The organism is Dokdonia sp. Dokd-P16 (assembly GCF_003095655.1).
GTDB lineage: Bacteria > Bacteroidota > Bacteroidia > Flavobacteriales > Flavobacteriaceae > Dokdonia.
Genome location: NZ_CP029151.1, coordinates 1,313,351 through 1,334,646, shown reverse-complemented (window position 1 = coordinate 1,334,646; position 21,296 = coordinate 1,313,351). Strand labels below are relative to the sequence as shown.

At 36.5% G+C, this 21,296-nt stretch carries 21 protein-coding genes; 20 read left to right on the top strand and 1 reads right to left on the bottom strand.

Annotated features, from left to right (window positions below; genetic code table 11):
* The first annotated feature begins 26 nt into the window (after window positions 1-26).
* The 6 genes from DCS32_RS06090 to DCS32_RS06065 all read left to right on the top strand — a co-directional run bounded on the left by DCS32_RS06090 (window position 27) and on the right by DCS32_RS06065 (window position 5,052).
* A complete protein-coding gene (locus DCS32_RS06090) occupies window positions 27-1,214 on the top strand; it encodes a phosphoglycerate kinase (protein WP_108879248.1) in 1,188 nt (395 codons plus the stop codon).
* Window positions 1,215-1,353: 139 nt separating this feature from the next.
* Window positions 1,354-2,976, top strand: a complete 1,623-nt coding sequence (locus tag DCS32_RS06085; RefSeq protein ID WP_108877459.1) for a LysM peptidoglycan-binding domain-containing protein — start codon at window positions 1,354-1,356, stop codon at window positions 2,974-2,976.
* A gap of 7 nt (window positions 2,977-2,983) precedes the next feature.
* Window positions 2,984-3,481, top strand: a complete 498-nt coding sequence (locus DCS32_RS06080) for a hypothetical protein (RefSeq protein ID WP_108877458.1) — start codon at window positions 2,984-2,986, stop codon at window positions 3,479-3,481.
* Window positions 3,482-3,498: 17 nt separating this feature from the next.
* Window positions 3,499-4,470 carry a DUF4837 family protein gene (locus DCS32_RS06075; protein ID WP_108879247.1) on the top strand — a complete coding sequence of 324 codons (972 nt, stop codon included), beginning with the start codon at window positions 3,499-3,501 and terminating at the stop codon, window positions 4,468-4,470.
* 36 nt (window positions 4,471-4,506) lie between these two features.
* Window positions 4,507-4,752 (top strand): hypothetical protein, encoded by a 246-nt coding sequence (locus tag DCS32_RS06070; RefSeq protein ID WP_108877457.1) that lies wholly within the window; start codon window positions 4,507-4,509, stop codon window positions 4,750-4,752.
* Window positions 4,753-4,755: 3 nt separating this feature from the next.
* Window positions 4,756-5,052: a type II toxin-antitoxin system RelE/ParE family toxin gene (locus DCS32_RS06065; protein WP_108877456.1), complete on the top strand. Its 297-nt coding sequence runs from the start codon at window positions 4,756-4,758 to the stop codon at window positions 5,050-5,052.
* Window positions 5,053-5,142: 90 nt separating this feature from the next.
* On the opposite strand, the gene tatA is transcribed toward DCS32_RS06065, so the two are convergent.
* Window positions 5,143-5,331 carry a twin-arginine translocase TatA/TatE family subunit gene (gene tatA, locus DCS32_RS06060; RefSeq protein ID WP_013750675.1) on the bottom strand — a complete coding sequence of 63 codons (189 nt, stop codon included), beginning with the start codon at window positions 5,329-5,331 and terminating at the stop codon, window positions 5,143-5,145.
* A 163-nt stretch (window positions 5,332-5,494) separates the two neighbouring features.
* Between tatA and DCS32_RS06055 the strand changes: the two genes are divergently transcribed.
* The 14 genes from DCS32_RS06055 (at window position 5,495) to DCS32_RS05990 (ending at window position 21,264) form a co-directional block, all read left to right on the top strand.
* On the top strand, window positions 5,495-6,361 hold the full coding sequence (locus DCS32_RS06055) for a M23 family metallopeptidase (protein ID WP_108877455.1): 867 nt from the start codon (window positions 5,495-5,497) through the stop codon (window positions 6,359-6,361).
* A complete protein-coding gene (locus DCS32_RS06050) occupies window positions 6,361-7,851 on the top strand; it encodes a GH3 auxin-responsive promoter family protein (RefSeq protein WP_108877454.1) in 1,491 nt (496 codons plus the stop codon). The genes DCS32_RS06055 and DCS32_RS06050 overlap by 1 nt, the downstream gene beginning before the upstream one ends.
* A gap of 68 nt (window positions 7,852-7,919) precedes the next feature.
* Complete coding sequence (locus DCS32_RS06045) at window positions 7,920-9,614, top strand: DUF6909 family protein (RefSeq protein WP_108877453.1); 1,695 nt, start codon at window positions 7,920-7,922, stop codon at window positions 9,612-9,614.
* A gap of 38 nt (window positions 9,615-9,652) precedes the next feature.
* Entirely contained in the window at window positions 9,653-10,651 is a 999-nt protein-coding gene (locus DCS32_RS06040) for a hypothetical protein (RefSeq protein ID WP_108877452.1), read from the top strand.
* Between the two features lie 26 nt (window positions 10,652-10,677).
* A complete protein-coding gene (gene gmd / locus DCS32_RS06035; protein ID WP_108877451.1) occupies window positions 10,678-11,796 on the top strand; it encodes a GDP-mannose 4,6-dehydratase in 1,119 nt (372 codons plus the stop codon).
* Between the two features lie 7 nt (window positions 11,797-11,803).
* Entirely contained in the window at window positions 11,804-12,850 is a 1,047-nt protein-coding gene (locus tag DCS32_RS06030) for a GDP-L-fucose synthase family protein (RefSeq protein WP_108879246.1), read from the top strand.
* Window positions 12,851-13,471, top strand: coding sequence for a class I SAM-dependent methyltransferase (locus DCS32_RS06025; RefSeq protein ID WP_108877450.1), 621 nt, complete (start codon window positions 12,851-12,853; stop codon window positions 13,469-13,471).
* Window positions 13,472-14,740 (top strand): oligosaccharide flippase family protein, encoded by a 1,269-nt coding sequence (locus DCS32_RS06020; protein WP_108877449.1) that lies wholly within the window; start codon window positions 13,472-13,474, stop codon window positions 14,738-14,740.
* On the top strand, window positions 14,730-15,803 hold the full coding sequence (locus DCS32_RS06015; RefSeq protein ID WP_108877448.1) for a glycosyltransferase: 1,074 nt from the start codon (window positions 14,730-14,732) through the stop codon (window positions 15,801-15,803). The genes DCS32_RS06020 and DCS32_RS06015 overlap by 11 nt, the downstream gene beginning before the upstream one ends.
* On the top strand, window positions 15,793-17,235 hold the full coding sequence (locus DCS32_RS06010) for an O-antigen polymerase (RefSeq protein WP_108877447.1): 1,443 nt from the start codon (window positions 15,793-15,795) through the stop codon (window positions 17,233-17,235). The genes DCS32_RS06015 and DCS32_RS06010 overlap by 11 nt, the downstream gene beginning before the upstream one ends.
* Window positions 17,205-18,431 (top strand): O-antigen ligase family protein, encoded by a 1,227-nt coding sequence (locus DCS32_RS06005; RefSeq protein WP_108877446.1) that lies wholly within the window; start codon window positions 17,205-17,207, stop codon window positions 18,429-18,431. Before DCS32_RS06010 ends, DCS32_RS06005 begins: the two co-directional genes overlap by 31 nt.
* Window positions 18,424-19,500: a glycosyltransferase family 4 protein gene (locus DCS32_RS06000; RefSeq protein ID WP_108877445.1), complete on the top strand. Its 1,077-nt coding sequence runs from the start codon at window positions 18,424-18,426 to the stop codon at window positions 19,498-19,500. Before DCS32_RS06005 ends, DCS32_RS06000 begins: the two co-directional genes overlap by 8 nt.
* A complete protein-coding gene (locus tag DCS32_RS05995) occupies window positions 19,500-20,048 on the top strand; it encodes a putative colanic acid biosynthesis acetyltransferase (RefSeq protein ID WP_108877444.1) in 549 nt (182 codons plus the stop codon). Before DCS32_RS06000 ends, DCS32_RS05995 begins: the two co-directional genes overlap by 1 nt.
* Complete coding sequence (locus DCS32_RS05990; protein ID WP_108877443.1) at window positions 20,041-21,264, top strand: WcaI family glycosyltransferase; 1,224 nt, start codon at window positions 20,041-20,043, stop codon at window positions 21,262-21,264. The genes DCS32_RS05995 and DCS32_RS05990 overlap by 8 nt, the downstream gene beginning before the upstream one ends.
* Window positions 21,265-21,296 lie beyond the last annotated feature (32 nt).

Here is a 21,296-nt window from a genome sequence, read left to right as displayed (position 1 = left end):
TATATTTGTTAGCAAAACCAATGAAAATGATCACAGTAGACGACTTTAATTTTGAGAATAAGAAAGCATTAATTCGCGTAGATTTTAATGTTCCCCTTGATGAAGATGGTAATGTTACTGATACTACAAGAATTGAGGCTGCAAAACCTACAATCTTGAAAGTATTAGAAGATGGAGGATCTGCTATCCTTATGTCTCATTTAGGTCGACCTAAAAATAAAGAAGAGGAGTTTTCTTTATCTCAGATTTGTAGAACTGTCTCTGAAGTCATTGGTGTAGAAGTAAACTTTGTGGAGGATTGTGTAGGTGCAAAAGCCACAGAGGCAGCATCTAACCTCGAAATGGGTAAAATATTACTACTAGAAAACCTCCGTTACTACAGCGAGGAAACAGCTGGTGATATAGACTTTGCAAAGCAGTTAAGTGAGTTAGGAGATATTTATGTAAATGATGCCTTTGGTACTGCACACCGTGCGCATGCTTCTACTACCATCATTGCTCAGTTCTTTCCAGATGCAAAATGCTATGGTTATTTACTATCAAAAGAAATAGAGAGTCTTGATCGCGTTCTTAATAATAGTGAGAAGCCAGTACTAGCTATTCTTGGTGGTTCTAAAGTATCTTCAAAAATTACAGTTATTGAGAATATCCTTGATAAAGTAGATGAGATGATTATAGGTGGAGGTATGGCTTTTACTTTCATTAAAGCACAAGGAGGAACCATAGGAAACTCTATTTGTGAAGATGATAAATTGGAGCTTGCTATTGACATTCTTAAACAAGCCAAAGAAAAAGGAGTACAGATTCACATACCAGTAGACGTAATTGCTGCAGATGATTTCTCAAACGATGCAAATACAAAGGTGTCTGATATCATGAGTATTGAAGATGGATGGCAAGGCCTTGATGCTGGACCAAAATCTCGCGAACTTTTTGACGAAGTGGCAAAGCGTGCAAAAACTATTTTATGGAATGGACCATTAGGAGTTTTTGAGATGGAAACATTTGCAGGAGGAACTATTGCACTAGGTCATAGTATCGCTGCAGCTACAAAGGATGGCGCGTTCTCACTAGTAGGTGGAGGAGATAGTGTTGCCGCTGTAAAACAATTTGGTTTTGATACAAAAGTAAGCTACGTCTCTACAGGAGGTGGTGCAATGCTTGAAATGCTAGAAGGTAAAACTTTACCTGGTATAGCTGCTATACAAGAATAATTAATAACACATCAATAGATAAGACCACCTCTTGAGGTGGTCTTATTATTTATATCCCTAACAGAAGTTGTGCTGGCTAGAAGTTATATTTCCTCTCTTTAAAACCATACGATTTTCCCGTATCTTTCGTTCCTTGACTATGACTCTAATGCAACATAATTTTAAAATATCCCTAGTAGCTTCTATACTCTTGTTTTCCGCTTTCGCGAAAGCGCAAGACACCCTCTCATATGAGGCTTATAAACAGAAAGCTCCGGTTATAAAAGAAGATAAAAAACCGGCACTCCAAAGAGATACTATCAAAGTAGTAGAAACTGTCATTACCAATACAATCTCTCAAGATTTACCTCAAGTATTACTAGATACACAAGTGAGAGATTCTATAACGTTCAACTTACCAGATAATCCTCAAGCAGCACTTATAGATATGCGCTGGCGTAAGGAACTGGCAAGAATGGATTTATTTGATTCTATAAATAATATACGTGAAAGTCACACATACCAGCCTGAAGTAAATCTAGAACTTCCTACAGACACGCTTAAAAAGCGCCTTGCCGAAATTAATGCGCGTACTCCATTTAACGTGGAGTATAACCCATCGCTAGAAAGCGTTATAAACCGCTATTTAAAGCGTCACAAACCAGCTATGGAGAAGCTTATGGCAGTAAGCCAGTTTTACTTCCCTATGTTTGAGGAGCGTCTGGATAAGTATGACATCCCTCTAGAGATGAAATATCTCGCCATTGTAGAAAGTGCACTGCGACCAAGAGCAAAATCTAGAGTAGGAGCAACAGGGTTATGGCAATTTATGTTTGCAACGGGTAAAATGTTTAACCTCGAGGTAAACAGCTATGTAGATGATCGCATGGATCCTATTGCAGCAACAGAGGCTGCTTGTGCTTACCTATCACAACTCTATGACATTCATGGAGACTGGGATCTTGCACTGGCTTCTTATAACTCTGGTCCAGGAAATGTGTCTAAAGCCATAAGACGTTCTGGAGGTGCTACAAATTACTGGAATATTAGAAAGAATTTACCTCGAGAAACCGCTGGTTATGTACCTGCTTTTCTAGCCACCATGTATCTTTTTGAATATGCAGATGAGCATGGATACACACCAGAAAGAGCACCTATAAACTACTTTGCAACAGATACCATTCACATAAAACAAAGTATCGCGCTAGATCAGGTTTCTAGTATTGTGGGAATTCCTTTGGAGATTGTTCAATTTCTAAATCCGCAGTATAAATTGGATATTATTCCGGTGGTAAAGGACAAGAAATATTACGTGCGACTTCCTATCGAGAGTGTGGGTAAATTTGTACAAAATGAACAGGCTATTTACGCTTTCGCGAAAGCTGAACTAGACAAAAGAGAAAAGCCATTGCCAGAAGTACTTACAGCAAGCTCTCAGGTAAGATACCGAGTGCGTAGCGGTGATTATCTAGGAAAGATAGCAAGCAAATACGGAGTAGGTGTAAGCCAGATTAAGAAGTGGAACAACCTACGATCAAATGCTCTTAAAATAGGTCAGCGACTAACCATTTACCCTAGAAAGCCGGTCACAAACAGTAGTGCAAGTAGTAGCACAAAAACGGTTTCATTAAAGGGAAAGAAAACATATACTGTTCAAAATGGTGACTCACTCTGGAAAATTGCAAATAAGTTTCCTGGGGTAAGCATCGATAATATTAAAGTTTGGAATGATATTAGTAGTAGTAAATTGAAGCCCGGAATGAAACTACGTGTTTCTAAATAAAACAATTATGAAAAAGTTACTTCTCTCCTTAAGCCTATGCTTTACAGCAGTACTTGCTGCGCAAGAAGTAACTCTTAAACCTTATGATGCTGAGGCTTATACAGTAGTAAATAGTGAGGGGAATGTAAATAGTATTATAAAAAACCCTGTTTATACGTACTTGATAGATAATTATAAAGCCATTTCAGAAAAGGAAATCCTTCCACCTAATGGAGGAGGGGATTGCGGATTCACACAAACTTTTCAAAATGGAATCATTTACACAAAACGCAATTGTGGAGACGCAGCTCTTGCTACAGGAGAAGTGCTCACCATAGCAAATCCCAATAGAGAATCTGTACTGTTGTGGGTAGAGTCGGTTAATAAGGTTTTTGGAGATTATGGCCAGAATCATTGGAACTTTGACCTTACAGAATACAGACCAACCGACAATTTACTAGGCGGATTTTTTACAATTAATAGAGATATAGATTACACCACGATCCTTGTGATGTCTGGATGTTAATCGTTAATAATAGCAATATGATAAAAAGATTATTTTTAAGTGTAGTAGTGGCATCCTTACTTTTTTCATGTGGGAATAATGACGGTAAACCTATTTTAAGCCAGTCTGTAGGTAATATTAACAATGTTAAGGTCATTGTGTCTAAGGATCAATGGCAAGGAGCTATAGGAGACGCGCTACGTGACGTCCTAGCAGATCCAGTATATGGATTACCACGTGAGGAGCCTAAATTTTCTATAGATCAGATTCCGCCAGAAGCTTTCAGTGGTTTTCTACTTAAGAACAGAATTTATCTAAAAATAAAACCAGCAGATAGTGCCTCTTTAACCATAGTAAAAGACCCATATGCACGCCCACAGACAGGAATAATTGTTACTGGAAGAAGCCAGACACAAATTGCAAACCTTATTATTGATAATGAGGAACGTATTGTAACTGCTTTTAAAGAACAAGAGCTTGTTGCAAACCAAAGTCGAATTAAGAAGGCACTGAAGAAAACAGATTCTTTACAAAAAGTATTTGGAGTAAAACTTAACTTTCCTAATGCATATCGATATGCAGAACAGAAACCGGATTTCTTCTGGATGCGCAAGGAACTTAAGCGCAGTGGTAATATGAACATAACGGTATATGAAGTGCCGCTAGAAGCAATTGATAAGGATACCTTAACAATCAAGAACATTATACGCATGCGTGATTCTATAGGAGGAAAGAAAATACCAGTAGATGACGGTCGCTTTATTACAGAACGAGCTTTCTCACCATACTTACAAGAAACAGAGATAGATGGAAAGCTAGCTTATGAAACTAAAGGAACATGGGAAGTAGACGGTCGTTATATGGCTGGACCTTTTGTAAACTATGCCGTAAGAGATGAAAAAAATGGAAGATACTTGATATTAGAAGGCTTTATCTTCTCCCCATCACAAGACCAACGTGATAATATGTTTGAGCTTGAAAGTATCTTGAAGAGTGCTAGGTTGAGGTAAAAACGTTATCTTTATTATGTTGTTAAACAGTATATTATGGGAGAACGAGAATTGCGAGAGGAAGTTTTAAAAAAAGTGCAAGACGCAGATGAGCGCTTACTTGCAATGATAAAAGCGCTAGCAATAAGCTATCAAGAATCTGAAGTTATTGCTTACACCGTGGATGGAGAACCTTTAGGTAGAGAACAATATAAACAAGAGCTAAAGGAGGCAAAAGCAGAATATAAACGAGGAGAGTATACAGCCGTTGATGATCTCAAGAAAGAAATAAAGGGCTGGTAACAGATGCTTAATACTGTCTGGACGAATACAGCAAAAAGAGATTTAAAGCAAATTTATAATTACTTAAAGAATGTAAAGAAATCACCACAAGGCGCTCTAAATGTGGTTAATGATATTATCGAGGCTAGTGAAACTATTATTTACTTTGAGCAATATCAAAAGGATGAAATTAATAATACCTTTAGAAGGATTATAATAAGACATTACAAAATAGTGTACGACAGAGAAGGTGATGACATTATTGTTTTACGAGTCTTTAGTACATATCAAAACCCTAGTAGATTGATAAATGATGTTTAGTAATTACGCTTTCGCGAAAGCGTAATACACACAAAAAAACCGCATAACTTAAAGAGCTATGCGGTTTTTTTATATAAGAAAGAGCGAGTATTACTTCTTCTCTTCTATCATATCATCTTCTTCGTCCTTAGACGCTTTCTTAAATTCTTTGATACCGCCACCTAAGCCGCGCATCATTTCAGGGATTTTCTTACCTCCAAAAAGTAATAAGACAACTAATACAATAAGTCCTATTTGCCAAGGGCCTACCATTCCTAAAAATATTGCTAAAAAATTCATCTTCATCTGTTTTAGAAAAACAAAGATAGTAAGAAAACAGACATACGAGCGTTAAAGTCATAAAAAGGACTTAATTGGTGTTGAGTGGTTATGGCAATCCAATTTTCGCGAAAGCGTAAAGACATCAATTATCTCATATCTAAAAAGTATATTTGTATCTCAAATGGCAGAAAAAAAAGAGAAGAAAAAAAAGATTGCAAAAAAGCTACTGCACAAGTATCGCTTAGTTATTCTCAATGAAGATACTTTTGAGGAGCGTATTTCTTTTAAACTCACACGACTCAATGTGTTTATTTTAGTAGGTATATCTGCTATTATTCTTATTGCACTTACTACATTACTTATTGCATTTACACCATTAAGGGAATATATTCCTGGTTACTCAAGCACAAAACTCAAGCGCAATGCGACGCTACTCGTTGCAAAAACAGATTCTATAGAAAATGCAATTAGAGTAAATGAGCAATACTACTCTTCCATACGTAGAGTATTGAGTGGTGATGTAGAGGAGCTAGAATTTGATAGAGATTCTATACGCGATGCTGTTTTTAATGATGAAGAAATCTATGTGCTTCCTAGTAGAGAAGACAGTTTATTGAGACAAACTGTAGAGCAGGAAGACAAGTACAATGTCTTTGATAAAGCTATTGAGGATACAGATTTCTCACTGTTTCCTCCAGTAAAAGGAACCATATCATCTGCATATAATGCTAGTCAAAAACACTTTGCAGTAGATATTGTAACGGTAAAAGATGCTCCTGTAAAAGCAGCAGCAGATGGAACTGTGATTTTTGCCGAGTGGACAGCAGAGACAGGTCATGTACTCATAATAAATCATGGTAAGAACCTTATTACCGTATATAAACACAATGCTTCTCTCAATAAGTCACAAGGAGCGTTAGTACAAGCAGGAGAAGTTATTGCCACGGTGGGTAATACAGGTGACTATAGTACTGGACCGCACTTACATTTTGAGTTGTGGAGTAATGGTTACCCTATAAATCCGACTAATTTTATAGATTTTAACTAATGTCGATAAAGTCTTTTGGAGCAAAAATTTTTGCGTCGTACATACAGCGAAGTATAAAAAAATGGGCAGACAACCCTATTGAGACTCAGCACAAAGTTTTTGAGAGTCTTATAGGTGCTGCTCAGTATACAGCTTTTGGTAATGATCACCGTTTTGACACGATAAAGTCACATGCAGATTTTGTAAAGCAAGTTCCCATAAGAGATTATGAAGACTTGCGCTACTATGTGGATAAAATGGTCGCTGGAGAACCAGATATACTCTGGCCAGGAAAACCTCTTTATTTTGCAAAAACTTCTGGAACTACTTCTGGAGTAAAGTACATTCCGCTTACTAAGGACAGCATGAAAACGCACCCTAATAGTGCGCGTAATGCAATTCTTTCTTACATCGCAGAGACAGGAAATACTGACTTTGTAGATGGTAAGATGATATTTTTACAAGGAAGCCCAGAGATGACCGAAAAGAATGGCATCAAACTAGGCCGCCTTTCTGGTATTGTCGCACACTATGTGCCTAATTACCTACAGAAGAATAGGCTTCCTAGTCTTGAGACTAATTGTATAGACGACTGGGAGCAAAAGGTAGATGCGATTGTAGCTGAAACGATAGACCAAGATATGACGCTTATAGGAGGGATTCCTCCGTGGGTACAGATGTATTATGAGCGCCTTATCCAGAAGAGTGGTAAAACGGTGGGAGAGCTCTTTAAAAACTATCAGTTGTTTGTATATGGAGGTGTGAATTATGAACCTTACCGCCGCAAGCTAGAAGATCTTATAGGTAGAAGTGTAGACAGCATTGAGTTATATCCAGCGAGTGAAGGATTTTTTGCTTTTCAAGATACGCAAACAGAGAAAGGAATGCTGTTGCAACTAGACAACGGTATCTTTTATGAGTTTGTAAAAGCAGATGAGTTTTTTAACGAGAATCCTACGAGAATAACGCTTAAGGATGTAGCGCTTGACGTAAATTATGTGATGATTATCTCTACCACAGCAGGTTTATGGGCTTATAACATAGGAGATACCGTGATATTTACGAGTCTCAAACCATATCGTATTATGGTTTCTGGGAGAATTAAGCATTTTATTTCGGCTTTTGGAGAGCATGTCATAGGTAAGGAAGTTGAGCAAGCCATGCTTGAAGCCTCAGCCGGAACAGATATTAAAGTGACAGAGTTTACCGTAGCGCCTCAAGTTGCACCTCAAGATGGGTTGCCTTATCATGAGTGGTTTATAGAATTTGAAAATGAGGGTAGTGGTGATTTGCACGCTTTCGCGAAAGCGTTAGATTCCTCACTACAAGCTCAAAATTCATACTACCTTGACTTAATCACAGGAAAGGTACTCCAGCCATTGAAAATCACGAAGGTGGTAAAAGATGGCTTTAATAATTACATGAAATCACAAGGAAAGTTAGGTGGTCAAAATAAAATTCCACGTCTTTCAAACGATCGAAAGATTGCCGATCTATTGCAATCAAAATAGTATTTAATAGGTAAGCTGGCGATGAAATTACCATGGTCAAGTTCTATTAAGTACCTTTATCCCCAATTATGAGCACAAACAAAACACAAGGCCGTACAAGAGCCCAAGAGAGCAGCAGCGCTATAGAACGCATGTATATTACAATGCGTCACCTTTTTAACAGAGGATTTTATAAACCTATGGGAGTCTCTGGTGAGACACTTAGAGAGTCACTTCTTATACTAAGACCAGAAATTTACGGTACCATTGCCGAAGAAAAAGTAGAGCTTGATGGTCTTCTTTACGTTATTGATAGACTTCCAGAAGGAATAGAGCAATGCAGATTCATAAACTTAACAAGTGATGAAGGCTACAAAAATAGCCACTTTGAACCTATTATTCCAGCAAAGCGTCGTCGCAATTGCTACCGCATAGATGAAGAACAAATGAACATCGAGATCACGCGTGGTCGTTCTGAAATTTATGATATTCTTACACACGTGACCTTCCTATTTATTGAGTCTCATAAGATTATGAAGCGTGTCCTCATAAATGATGAAGGCGCAGTAATACGTGATTGGGAAAAGCTAGAAAAAGCAGTATTAAACAACGAAGAGCTAGATCAAAATAGCTGGGAGATTGCAACTACGCATACTGCAAATATCTTAGGACGCACCTTTGCCGAAGTTCGCGCAATTGCACCTCTTTTTAATACACGTTCTAACAATAAGCGCTTCTTTGAGCTTATTTACTGGTTAGGTAAACTTGCCATAGCAGAAGTACTTAAAGAGGAGAAACGCACAGTTACCTTTAGTCCTGTTTTAAGAGAACGATTAGGTCATCACATACACGGTGAGATCTGGGCAAATGATATTAAAGCGACTCTAAAGAAAAATAATCTTTTAGGTAGACCTCTTCATATTATTAGTGCAAATATGCACTCTGTTATGAACACTTTATATGCACCACTTGCACTCAAGTCTGAACTTAAGAAAAAGTCTAAACTGGAGGTGTATGAAATGCTTAGTAATAGTGGCAACGGAGCTCTACGAGCTAAAGTGGAGAAAGTCGCATTACAGAACGGAATGATATACCTACCAGATGATAGTGGTACTAATATCAATGTTCAGATTTTTGATATGTGTAAGCTACCAGTAGCCGAAAATGATTTCTGTAGCAATGATTTAAAAAAGGAGCAGCAGCCTGTTATTATAGTAATGGACTACGCTTTTGGAGAGCAAGCTTATGAAACGATGGAAGAGCTTCTCAAACCCTATGAAGAAGGAGAAGAGAAAACATACTTAGATGTAGATTCTGTGTCTATTATGGGTAAAGCGGGTATTCTAGAAGGTGGAAAGGGAGATCTTATGATTCCAAGTGCACACCTTTTTGAAGGAACAGCAGATAATTATCCTTTTGAGAACGAACTTACAAAAGAAGATTTTGAAGGACACGGATTAGAAGTGTTTGAAGGAGCTATGGTTTCTGTATTAGGAACATCACTACAAAATAGAGATATCCTTAAATTCTTCCATGACAGTACTTGGAGTGTGATAGGTCTAGAAATGGAAGGAGCACATTATCAAAAGGCAATACAAGCTGCCGCAAAACTTCGTAAGAGTATTCAAGAGGATGTAAAAGTACGATATGCATACTATGCTAGTGATAACCCACTAGAAACGGGTAGCACACTTGCTTCTGGAGGACTAGGAACTACAGGGGTAAAGCCTACATACCTAATTACTGAAAAGATATTACACCAACTGTTCACTACTAATAAGTAGGAATATATTACAACAAACATTCAATTTTAAGTAAGCACATGAGCGATCACTACAATCAGTCTGGAAATCAGCAAGAAATGGACCTCTCAGACATCTTTTCTTTGGTAGGTAGATTATTTAAAAATGTAGTTTATTCATTTTTTAGAATTGTTGATTATGTCATTAAAATGTGGTGGGCGTTCTTATTACTCATCATTGCTGGAATAGCTATAGGGTTCGTTTTGAAGGACGAGCCATCTTATGAGGCAAACCTGTTACTTAAAACTAATTTTACGAGTCAGGCGTACGTTTATACGGCAATAGAGCAGTTTAATAATAACCTTGAAGAAGACGATGAAGATTTTATAACATCTCTTGGTAAGTCTCCTGAAAACTTTAGTATCAAAAAAGTTAATGTAGAGCCCGTAGTTGAGGTTATAGACTTAGTTAATTATATAGGTGAAAATGACGGCGCGCTAGGAGAAATGACCAGAGAGTTTAAACTTAAGGATGACCGTGAGTTGTTTGCAACAGATAGATTTTTATCTAAGTTTAAATTTCATAAACTTAAATTTACATTTGATAGTGATAAAAACTTAGAAGATATTGAATCTTTCCTATCATTTATTAATGATAATTCCTATGCTAAAGAGTTGAAAAAAGAAGGTCTTAAAAATCATAAGATTTATCTAGAAAGCCAAGAACAATCTATTGCTCAAATAAATGAGCTTATTAATTCTTTTAGTAAGGATAATAACAAATTAGAGCCAAAAGACGGTGGAGGGTTTTATTTTAATAATCAATCCAACAACCTTGCATCATTATTTCATACCAAATCAAATCTAGTAGAAGACTTAGAAATAGAAAAAAATGACTTTGTAAGTTATTCTGATTTGGCAGTAATTGTAAGTGACATCCAAGTATCAAAGAAGTCATCTATAACAGATAATCTCATTGTTATTTTCCCATTAGGCTTAGTAATTATATTTCTAATATTCTCAGGGATTGTAAGTGTATACAAATCATACAGGCGCGAAACAGCGGTCCTAAAAGGATAGTTTCTCCCACATATTAATAATAATTTATGAGTAATAAAGTAGCATTAATAACCGGTGTGACTGGTCAAGATGGAGCGTACTTAAGTGAGTTTTTACTTAAGAAGGGCTATGAAGTACACGGTATTAAACGTAGATCATCTTTATTTAATACAGATAGGATAGATCACCTTTATGAAGATCCGCATATTGATAATCAGCGATTTTTTCTTCATTATGGAGATCTTACGGACAGCACAAATCTATTTAGAATCATACAAGAAGTACAGCCAGATGAGATTTATAATCTAGGGGCAATGAGTCATGTACAAGTTTCCTTTGAGATGCCAGAATATACAGCAAATGTAGACGGATTGGGAGCACTAAGACTCCTTGAGGCAGTGAGAGCTCTAGGTCTTGAAAAAAAGACACGTATTTATCAAGCAAGTACATCAGAGTTATATGGGAAGGTACAAGAAGTACCACAATCTGAAACCACACCTTTTTATCCACGAAGTCCCTATGCAGTAGCAAAACTATATGCATACTGGTCTACCGTAAACCATCGTGAAGCTTACAATATGTTTGCGTGTAACGGTATTTTATTTAATCACGAGTCTCCAGTAAGAGGAGAAACTTTTGTGACTAGAAAGATTACTAGAGCTACATCAAAAATTGCTTTAGGCTTACAAGATAAAATGTATCTAGGAAATCTAGACGCAAAGCGTGACTGGGGTCATGCTAAGGATTATGTGAGAATGATGTGGATGATCTTGCAGGCAGATGAGCCAGAAGATTGGGTAATCGCCACTGGAGAGACTACGACGGTGCGTGATTTTATAAAAATGTCATTTGCTCATATAGGTGTTACCTTGTCATTTGAAGGTGAAGGAATAGATGAAAAAGGGATTGTTATTGCATCAGAAAATGTAGATTATCCTGTAAAAATAGGGCAGGTAGTTGTTGAGGTGGATCCTAAGTATTTTAGACCTACAGAGGTAGAACTTTTAATAGGAGATGCTTCAAAAGCTTATAACAAACTTGGCTGGAAGCCAGAATATCAACTTCAAGGACTAGTAGATGATATGATGCAAAGTGACCTAAGGTTAATGAAAAAAGACAGCTACCTTAAAGAGGGCGGATATAAAACGATGAATTATTTTGAGTAATATATCAATACCTAAAAACGCTAGAATATTTGTTGCTGGACATCGCGGCCTGGTGGGAAGCGCGATTGTAAACACGCTTAAAGCAAAAGGTTATGCGGACATAATCACGCGAACTCACAAGGAGCTTGATTTAACAGATACTGTTGCAACCCAACTCTTCTTTGAACAAGAAAAGCCTGAATATGTTTTTCTTGCAGCCGCAAAAGTGGGTGGGATTATAGCAAATAATACGTATCGAGCAGATTTTCTGTACGTGAATCTCATGATTCAAAATAATGTAATTCATCAGAGTTATGTACACGGAGTTAAGAAGTTGTTATTTTTAGGAAGTACCTGTATTTACCCTAAAAATGCACCGCAACCTATGCCAGAGGATGCTCTGCTCACAGGCGCTTTAGAATACACAAATGAGCCGTATGCTATTGCAAAAATAGCAGGTATTAAACTCTGCGAGAGTTATAATCTGCAATATGGAACAGATTTCATTTCGGTGATGCCTACTAATCTATATGGATTTAATGACAACTTCGACTTAGAGAAATCTCACGTGCTACCAGCACTAATAAGAAAGATTCACCTTGCAAAACTACTCTCTGAAGGAAAGAACGATGAGGTTTGTAAGGATCTAGATGTTTCCGCTTTCGCGAAAGCGCAACCTATACTAGAAAAGTTTGGTGTTACAGCTGAAAGTGTTGAGATATGGGGAACAGGAACGCCTAGAAGAGAATTTTTATGGAGTCAAGACATGGCAGATGCTTGTGTACATATCTTAGAGAACACAAGTTTTGATGACGTAAAAGGAAGCACCACCGAAGTAAGGAATACACACATCAACATAGGCACAGGAGAGGATATCTCTATAAAAGAGCTAGCTACCCTCATCAAAGAAACGATAGGTTTTACAGGAGCGTTAATTTTTGATAGTTCAAAACCAGATGGAACTCCGCGCAAACTTACAGACGTAACAAAACTCAATAGCTTAGGATGGAAACATACGGTAGCGCTTGAGGATGGAGTTAATAGATTATATAATTGGTATCTTAAAAATAAATAGATGAATCTTAAAATATGGACACCTAGGTACGCCAAAAATAGGATTAGCTTATACATATATGAGCAATTTAATAAAGATAAACCTTGGATTGCTCCTACTGCAATTCAATGGCTAGACGAGCATCTTAATAAAAATATGATGGGTGTAGAGTTTGGGTCCGGCAGAAGTACTGTATGGTATGCTAAGCGACTTAAATCATTGATAAGCATAGAGGATCATCAGGATTGGTTTAAACAGGTTAATGATGATTTGAAAAATTCTGATATTGATAATATTTCATATTTGTTTAAGCCTAGCATTATGGACTCCGAAGGTAATATACCATACATAGAATTGATGGACAGCATTGAGGAAAGTAGCGTTGATATTATCGTTGTTGATGGAAAGCATAGAGATACCTTAGCTTTAAAAGCTATTGATAAATTAGCTTCTGGAGGATATCTTTTATTAGATGATGCAGAGCGTTACATACCTCTTAAGACTCACGCACCTTATAATTATTTAAACCAGCAATCAGAACAATTACCAACTTGGAAAGAATTTTCAAATGTCACTAAGCAGTGGAAACAATTACAATTTTCTAGTGGAGTTTCTGATACAGTGATTCTTATAAAACCTTAAGTGAATATAATAAAGTCTATATTGCAAAGTACCGCAGGTAGAACTATTGCTGGAAATTATGTTTCACTACTATTTATCCAAGCGGCAAATATTTTACTACCTCTGTTATTATTACCATACCTAGTAAGAACTCTAGGTACAGAAAAGTATGGACTTATATTACTTGCTCAGGCATTTTGTACCATTTTGTATGTTTTTGTTGAGTTTGGTTTTAACCTAAGTGCCACACGAAGAATATCAATAGCAAAAGATAATGCAAATCAAAAGGCCGCTATATTTTCGGCTGTGATGGGTGTTAAGTTTTTGCTAGTAATTGTAGTTGCCATAGTATATACAGCTATAATTTTCATGTTTCCTAGATTTCAATTAGAGTGGGAGGTATATGCGCTTAGTTACGGTGTAGTAATTGGTCAAGCCTTATTTCCAGACTGGTTTTTTCAGGGAATAGAGAAAATGCAATTTATAGCCATTCTCAATGTGCTAGCTAAGGTCATTTTTACGGCACTAATCTTCTTTTTTGTCATATCTGTACAAGATTATACACTTGTACCTTTATATACGAGTATAGGGTATATAATAGCAGGGCTTATAAGTTTTATCATTAGTCTTAAGTATGTCAAGATTAAAAAGCCATCAAAAGTCCTTATGAAGGAACTTATGATAGAGAGCAAAAGTATTTTTGTTTCAAATATTGCTGCTAGACTTTTCAATTCGGCAAATATTTTTATCGTAGGTATTGTTGCGGGTGATAGTATTGCGGGAATTTATGGAAGTTTTGAAAAAATTTTTATTGCCTCAAAAAGTTTTTTTGGTCCTCTCATGCAGGCAATATTCCCTTGGTTATCAAAACAGGATGCTGTTAAGCAACGCTCTAATATTGTTAAACTTACTCCTATTATGTTACTCCTTGCTGCAATCTATACAGTAACTGTATTATTATTTGGTGACGTTATTTTGGACTTCTTATTTAATGATTCAGCCATTAACGATTATGTTTTGGCATTTAAAATACTGTCTGTAGGAACTGTTTTTGCAGCAGCAAATATGGTGATGCTCTCTTTATACTTTCCAGCTGTAGGTGATTATATCACTAGGATGAACATTCTTTTTGTAGGAGGTGTCTTTAACGTGATTTTCGCTTTTATATTGGTTTCATTTTGGCCTATATACGGTATTGTAATCGCAGTAATTACTACGGAGTTTTTGCTAGCTGCTCTTGCCTGGTTCTACTTTAATAAACGCAAAAATATTGAAGTTCATGGAGCATAGACTTACTATTCTCCAAACGGTTCTGCCGGACTATAGAGGTCGGTTCTTTGAGCATATTAGAGATTCTTTAGGTTCTCGCTTTGAATTGTATGGAGGGAGTTACTATTTTGAATCATCTGTTAAGACGGACAATACAATTATACATCACTCTGTCACCAACTTTTATTTACTAGGAGGTAAGTTTCTTTGGCAACGAGGCATAAAACATCTCGTACAAGAAGAGGGTTTACTCGTGTTAGAGATGAACCCGCGTATTATATCAAATTGGTATTTACTTTTGAGAAGAAAATGGTCAAAAAAGGAGACGGTATTATGGGGACATGCTTGGCCTCGTAACGGTAAAGAATCTAAGAGTGATTTATTACGGCAGCAAATGCGTAAGCTTGCAAATAGTATAGTGGTTTATACAAAACAGCAGCAGCAAGAGCTGCAATTTAAAATGCCTAAAAAGTTAATCTACGCAGCACCGAACGCCTTGATTAATAAAAACGAGATGGTTCCAGTATCTGAAAATCCTCGTAATCTTATTTATGTAGGGAGGCTCACTAAGGCTAAAAAGGTGCTGTTTCTTGTAAAAGCGTTCAGCGCCATTATCGAGTACCTTCCTGAGGACACAAATCTGTTAATCGTGGGGGAAGGTGAGGAAAAAGATGAAATAAGTGGTTATATAAAAGTACAACGGCTAGAATCTCGAGTACAGTTGCTTGGACATATTTATGATCAACACATGTTAAAGGGCTTATATGCTAGCAGTATTATGAGCGTTTCGCCTGGCTATGTAGGTTTATCCATTACTCAAAGTTTTGGGTTTGGTGTACCTATGTTGATTTCTAATGGAGAACCCCATTCTCCAGAAATAGAGGCAGCTATTGAAGATGAAAATTCATTATTTTATGATAGTGACGACATCAATTCCTTTCGCGAAAGCGTACTAAGCATATTCTCAAGCCGAGATGAGTGGATAAAAAGACGTTCAAGAATATCAAAATCTTGTGCAAAGCATTATGCAGTAGAAGCGATGGCTCAGGTTTTTATTAACTTAGTAGCAAAGGATGTTAGGTAAACTTATTTTAATACTCGCTTATATAGTAATAAGTACATTTCTATTTGCAACTTTTGCAACAGAGATAGAGGTGTGGGCTTCTTTTTTTGTGAGTAACCTAGTTCTATTTGTACTTTTTTGGTGGCATTTATATAAAGAGAAGGAGTACTCTCCTTTTATATCTGTGTATATTGTTTTTAACTTTTTATTTTTCATAATAGCACCCATACTGCAATTACGGGTGATAGGTATTAAGAATGCAGATTTTATAACAAATCTCCCTTATACATCAAGTGGTATTATTTATGCAAATGTGCTTGTAGTTATTTTTACTATGTTCTTTTTTGGGGCCTATACCTTGTTTAAAAAAACTAGAAAAACTAGAGTCGTAAAACATACTATAGAAAGTAATACAAGATTGCCCTTGGTATTAATAGGGTTGTTAGGGATATCATTGTTCGTTTTTATAGCAAGTTATGGTTTTGTGATAAGTGAGATTTCAAGAGCAGGGCAGACATCATTTTCTGTTGGTACTACGGCATTGCTATTATGGAAAAAACTGCTATTTGTAGTTCCGTTAGGAGGAATTATTCTTTCAGTACAATATTATAAGAATGTAAAAAGCTCTTCAAAAAATGTGTTGGCAATAGCATTAGTACTTATGCTCTTTGTAATACTATTGTTATGGTTTAAAAATCCATTAGTAGAAAAGCGAAATGCTTTAGGACCTATCTATATATCAATTATTTACCTATTTATACCTAGAATATTTAATAGTAATGTGAAGACTACATTTTTTATGTTTTTCACCATGATTATTGTATTTCCATTGTCTGCAATAATTACGCATGCGAGGTCATCTTTACGTGAGGTTTTTATACAACCACGATTACTTCTTGATGAGTTTGAAGGAGAGGGCATAGGTGAGGTATTTAATACACTTCATTACGATGCCTTTATAAACATTGTAGCGACTATAGATTATGTAAAATACGAGGGCTTCTCACATGGATATCAACTATTAGGGGCTTTTCTCTTTTTTGTTCCACGCAAAATATGGCCAGATAAGCCTACAACTACAGGGCAACTTGTAGGAGAGCATCTTATAGATAATTATGGCTTTAATTTTAGTAATCTATCTAATCCCATGGTTTCAGAGGGTTATATTAACTTTGGAGTAGTGGGAGTAATACTACTAGCAATAGCATTAGCGTACACAATTGTTTACTTGCTTACTTGGTTGCAAAGTAGTATTTTAATAAAAAGGATGATGGCTTTTTATTTTGCTATTCACCTTGTGTTTTTCCTTAGAGGGGATTTTGCAAATGGATTCTCGTATTATGTAGGCATCCTTGTCGGAGTTATGGGTATTGCTAAAATATTAGATTATTTTATCAAACAAGGAATAATCAATCAGCAACAATGGAAGCAAAGTCGCATCAAGAAAGCTTAAGATTACCGGAAGGCGCTCTCTTTCTATTATTTGGATCTGTATTACTACCTTCTAACGCTAAATCTATAGCGATAGGTCTATTTGCTGTCATCTCTCTGCTTCATTTCTTTAAAAGTAAGAACACATTTAATTTCCGTTTTTTTATAGTAAATGGACTTGTGTATATCGCAGTAGCGAGCACTTTACTCTACAGTGATAATGTTGAATTTGGCATTAAGAAACTCACCATATTTTTATCGTTAATAGTCTTTCCGCTCTGTTTTGCAATGTATTCTCGAGAAGACATAAAGCGATTATATACGCATCTAGAAAGATACTTTGCAGTTTATGTTGTTACTGTCGCCTTATTTAACGTTATATCCTTTTTATGGTTTTATATAACGCATTATAGCTTTGATGAGATGCTTATGCACTTTCCCATGATCATGAAAATCCATGTGGGTAAATATAAAATTCATCCTATTTATTCTGGAATGCACTGTAGTGCTGCATTATTATTCTCCATATACATATTTCGATCCCTAAAATCACGACGGAAAATCGTTGGATTGCTCGTTATAAACCTTGTTTTAGTATTGTTTTTATTGCTTTATGCAAAGAAGGGATCTATGATAGCGCTTATGGTTGTTTCCTTTGTCTTTGTGCTCTTTCAGCGTAATAAAGGCTTGGTGAAACCGTATGCTTTTGTAATAGTAGGTCTACTGGTATTAATGATTGCTATACCACGCACACGAGATAAATTTTTAGAATTTAAAAAGATTGAATCCATTAGCCAGGGAGCTCCTACCTCTACAAATATTAGGTTCACTATTTACGGGATAGCCCTCGATGTTATACGAGAAAGTCCTATAGCTGGCTATGGTGTTGGAGATTACCGCGAGGTACTTACAGAGAGATATGAGCTTTTAGAAACTAAGCTATTAGAAGAAGGAGGGTATAATGCCCACAATCAGTTTCTTAGTTTATTACTTATAGGAGGAATCATTGCGTTGCTTGCTTTCTTAGCTACACTCATTTTAAATTTTATCTTTGCCGTCAGATTTAATAATGAGCTACTGATCTTGGTAATCATATTCTACAGCATAATGATGCTCACAGATAATATTTTTGAAAAAGAATCAGGGGTCATTTACTTCTCATTGTTTTTTAATTTTCTTTCTGCCAAAACCTTATTTGCCACACCTATTAATGACTAATAAAAAGATACTTATTGTAGGCCCTTTTCCAGAGCCCACCACTGGGGTTTCACTGGCAAACCAAGTAGCAAGTAACTTGTTGATTAAGTCTGGTTTTAAGGTGACTATAGTTAATACGTCATTTAGCGAGCTAGATGAGAAATTAGGAAGCTTTTCATTTAAAAAATTTTGGCATAATCTCAAGTATAATACAGCAGCGTTTAAAGTTTTTTCAAACGATATTTTATATATAACACCAGGACAGACCTTTTTTGGTGTTCTTAAATATGCCTTGTTTATTGGGTTTGGTACGCTTTCGCGAAAGCGTATAATTACCCACATACATGGTAATCATCTAGGTACTGCATATGAGCAAATGAGTAGTGTGCAACAAAGAATTGTACATTTTTTAATGTCGAAATCAAACACGGGGATTGTACTGTCTCAATCTTTAATTGCTAATCTCACTCCATTTTTACAGTCGAAAGATATACATGTACTTCCTAATTTTGCCGAAGAATATTTACAAGAAAACATCATAAAGACATATACTGCACCTCGTTTTATATATTTGAGTAACTTGATGGAGGAGAAAGGTATTTTAATCTTTTTAAGAGCACTTAAAATTCTTCAAGACAAAGGAGTGCTCTTCAATGCACAGATAGGAGGCGGTGTCACTTCCGAAATGTGGTCTCAAGTAAACCCATTGCTACTCACGCTCAAAAACGTAGATTACAAAGGAGTCGTACGAGGAAAAGAAAAGAAAGAACTTTTTGAGTGGGGTAATGTATTTGTATTACCTACCTATTATGCTATGGAAGGACAACCCATATCAATACTTGAAGCTATGGCTACAGGATCGTTAATAGTAACCACAACACAAGGCGGGATTGTAGATGTGATAGAAGATGGTAAACACGGTTTTTTTGTAGAAAAACAACAGGTAGAAGATCTAGCGGCCAAGATGGAGTACCTTGTAAACAATGTGTCCACTATTAAGGAAATAGGAGAAGGTAATGTGAATTACTTTAATAAAAATTTTACGATAACAGCCTTTTCAGAAAGGCTTACTAATATCTTTAAAAGCTAGTGGACTATCAAGATTTAAAATCATATAATACTCCTAGTGGTTTCAGAGGGAAACTAGGTGTAATAGTGCAATTATGGCGTATTGTGTATGTTATTTTGTTCAGAAATTCTCCGCAGGCATTATACGGCTGGAGGCGGTTTTTACTAAGATGTTTTGGTGCTAAGGTGGGTAAGAAAGTAATTATAAGACCCACAGCTCAAATCACCTATCCCTGGAAATTAGTTTTAGGAGATTACTGCTGGATAGGTGATGAGGTAGCGCTATACACGCTGGGACCTATTACTGTAGGGGCAAATGCTGTGGTATCACAACGCAGTTATTTATGCACAGGAACACATGATTATCACTCTTCAAGTTTTGCAATAGAGGCGCACCCTATCACTATAGGAGAAAAATGCTGGATTGCTACAGATGTTTATGTAGCACCTGGAGTTTCAATAGGAAATGGCACCGTGGTAGGTGCGAGAAGCAGTGTTTTTAAAAATTTACCAGCAGGAAAAATCTGCACAGGTACACCAGCAATCATTATAAAAGATCGTATTGAATAACCTACAAGGCAAACACATCACGCTTATTTCCTTAAACTTCTATCCAGAAGATACGGCAATAGGTCTGTATAGCACACAACTAGCAGAATATCTGGAGGATCAAGGGGCGCATATTTCTGTAATTACCGCATTTCCTTACTATCCAAAGTGGGAAATAGCAGAATCATATCAAAACAAAGGAACTTATTTGCATGAGAAGAAGGGAACCATTGATATATATCGATATAAGCAGTTTACTCCCAAGGAGCCTACATTCTTAAAGCGTGTTATTCACATAGCCGACTTTACCATAGGGTCAAGATTTAATTTTAAACAAATCACGAAATGTGATATTGTGATTTCTGTAATCCCCTTTACGAGTAGTGCATGGTTAGGAAATACGCTTTCGCGAAAGCGTAACGCAAAACACTGGATTCACATTCAAGATTTTGAATTTGACGCAGCTTTTCAATCAGGTCTTGCCTCTGGAAATAACAACACTAGTATGCCTTATAAGGCCTTGATGAAACTAGAACGCAGTATCCTTAATAAAGCAGATTATGTAAGCACCATAAGTCATACGATGCTGGCCAAACTCAAAGAGAAAACCACTTCCGGAACCTACTATCTCCCCAACTGGATAGATGCAGACGAGAGTGACCCTTTAAAGGCTCAAGAACATGCTTTTTTCTCAAAAGAGAAATTTAGCATCTTATATTCTGGTAACGTGGGAGACAAGCAAGACTGGCAGTTATTTACTAACGTTATCAAAGCATTAGATTTTAATAAGTTTGAAGTTATCGTAGTAGGAGCAGGGGCAAAAATGGAGACTCTGAAGGAAAGTTTAAAGGATACAAAGGTAAAATTTTATGCGCCAGTTCCTTTCGTAGAGTTATCAAGTTTACTCGCTAGTACAGATGTGCATATTTTATTTCAAAAAAGCGAGGTTGTAGATACTGTTATGCCTTCTAAAATCTTAGGAATGATGGCGAGCGCTAGACCATCTATCATCACTGGTCACCCAGACGCAGAGCCAGCTAAGATTATAAAAGATTCAAATGGTGGATTTTATAACTCCGTTATTAATGTTGATATAATATTGAGCCAGCTAGAGACTCTCAACTTGTCTCCAGATACAGCTATGACTATGGGTACAGCTGCAAGAAAGTATGTACTTGAAAAATTTGCAAGGAAACCTATTTTAGAGAAATTTTCTCAAACCTTGAGTAGGTTATAAGGCTTACGCTTTACAAGCAGCTAATACTTCCT

Excerpts from the sequence above, each read along its gene's own strand:
- DCS32_RS06090 (WP_108879248.1), top strand. The coding sequence starts at position 27 with ATGATCACAGTAGACGACTTTAATTTTGAGAATAAGAAAGCATTAATT.
- DCS32_RS06085 (WP_108877459.1), top strand. The coding sequence starts at position 1,354 with ATGACTCTAATGCAACATAATTTTAAAATATCCCTAGTAGCTTCTATA.
- DCS32_RS06080 (WP_108877458.1), top strand. The coding sequence starts at position 2,984 with ATGAAAAAGTTACTTCTCTCCTTAAGCCTATGCTTTACAGCAGTACTT.
- DCS32_RS06075 (WP_108879247.1), top strand. The coding sequence starts at position 3,499 with ATGATAAAAAGATTATTTTTAAGTGTAGTAGTGGCATCCTTACTTTTT.
- DCS32_RS06070 (WP_108877457.1), top strand. The coding sequence starts at position 4,507 with ATGGGAGAACGAGAATTGCGAGAGGAAGTTTTAAAAAAAGTGCAAGAC.
- DCS32_RS06065 (WP_108877456.1), top strand. The coding sequence starts at position 4,756 with ATGCTTAATACTGTCTGGACGAATACAGCAAAAAGAGATTTAAAGCAA.
- tatA (WP_013750675.1), bottom strand. The coding sequence starts at position 5,331 with ATGAATTTTTTAGCAATATTTTTAGGAATGGTAGGCCCTTGGCAAATA.
- DCS32_RS06055 (WP_108877455.1), top strand. The coding sequence starts at position 5,495 with ATGGCAGAAAAAAAAGAGAAGAAAAAAAAGATTGCAAAAAAGCTACTG.
- DCS32_RS06050 (WP_108877454.1), top strand. The coding sequence starts at position 6,361 with ATGTCGATAAAGTCTTTTGGAGCAAAAATTTTTGCGTCGTACATACAG.
- DCS32_RS06045 (WP_108877453.1), top strand. The coding sequence starts at position 7,920 with ATGAGCACAAACAAAACACAAGGCCGTACAAGAGCCCAAGAGAGCAGC.
- DCS32_RS06040 (WP_108877452.1), top strand. The coding sequence starts at position 9,653 with ATGAGCGATCACTACAATCAGTCTGGAAATCAGCAAGAAATGGACCTC.
- gmd (WP_108877451.1), top strand. The coding sequence starts at position 10,678 with ATGAGTAATAAAGTAGCATTAATAACCGGTGTGACTGGTCAAGATGGA.
- DCS32_RS06025 (WP_108877450.1), top strand. The coding sequence starts at position 12,851 with ATGAATCTTAAAATATGGACACCTAGGTACGCCAAAAATAGGATTAGC.
- DCS32_RS06015 (WP_108877448.1), top strand. The coding sequence starts at position 14,730 with ATGGAGCATAGACTTACTATTCTCCAAACGGTTCTGCCGGACTATAGA.
- DCS32_RS06010 (WP_108877447.1), top strand. The coding sequence starts at position 15,793 with ATGTTAGGTAAACTTATTTTAATACTCGCTTATATAGTAATAAGTACA.
- DCS32_RS06005 (WP_108877446.1), top strand. The coding sequence starts at position 17,205 with ATGGAAGCAAAGTCGCATCAAGAAAGCTTAAGATTACCGGAAGGCGCT.
- DCS32_RS06000 (WP_108877445.1), top strand. The coding sequence starts at position 18,424 with ATGACTAATAAAAAGATACTTATTGTAGGCCCTTTTCCAGAGCCCACC.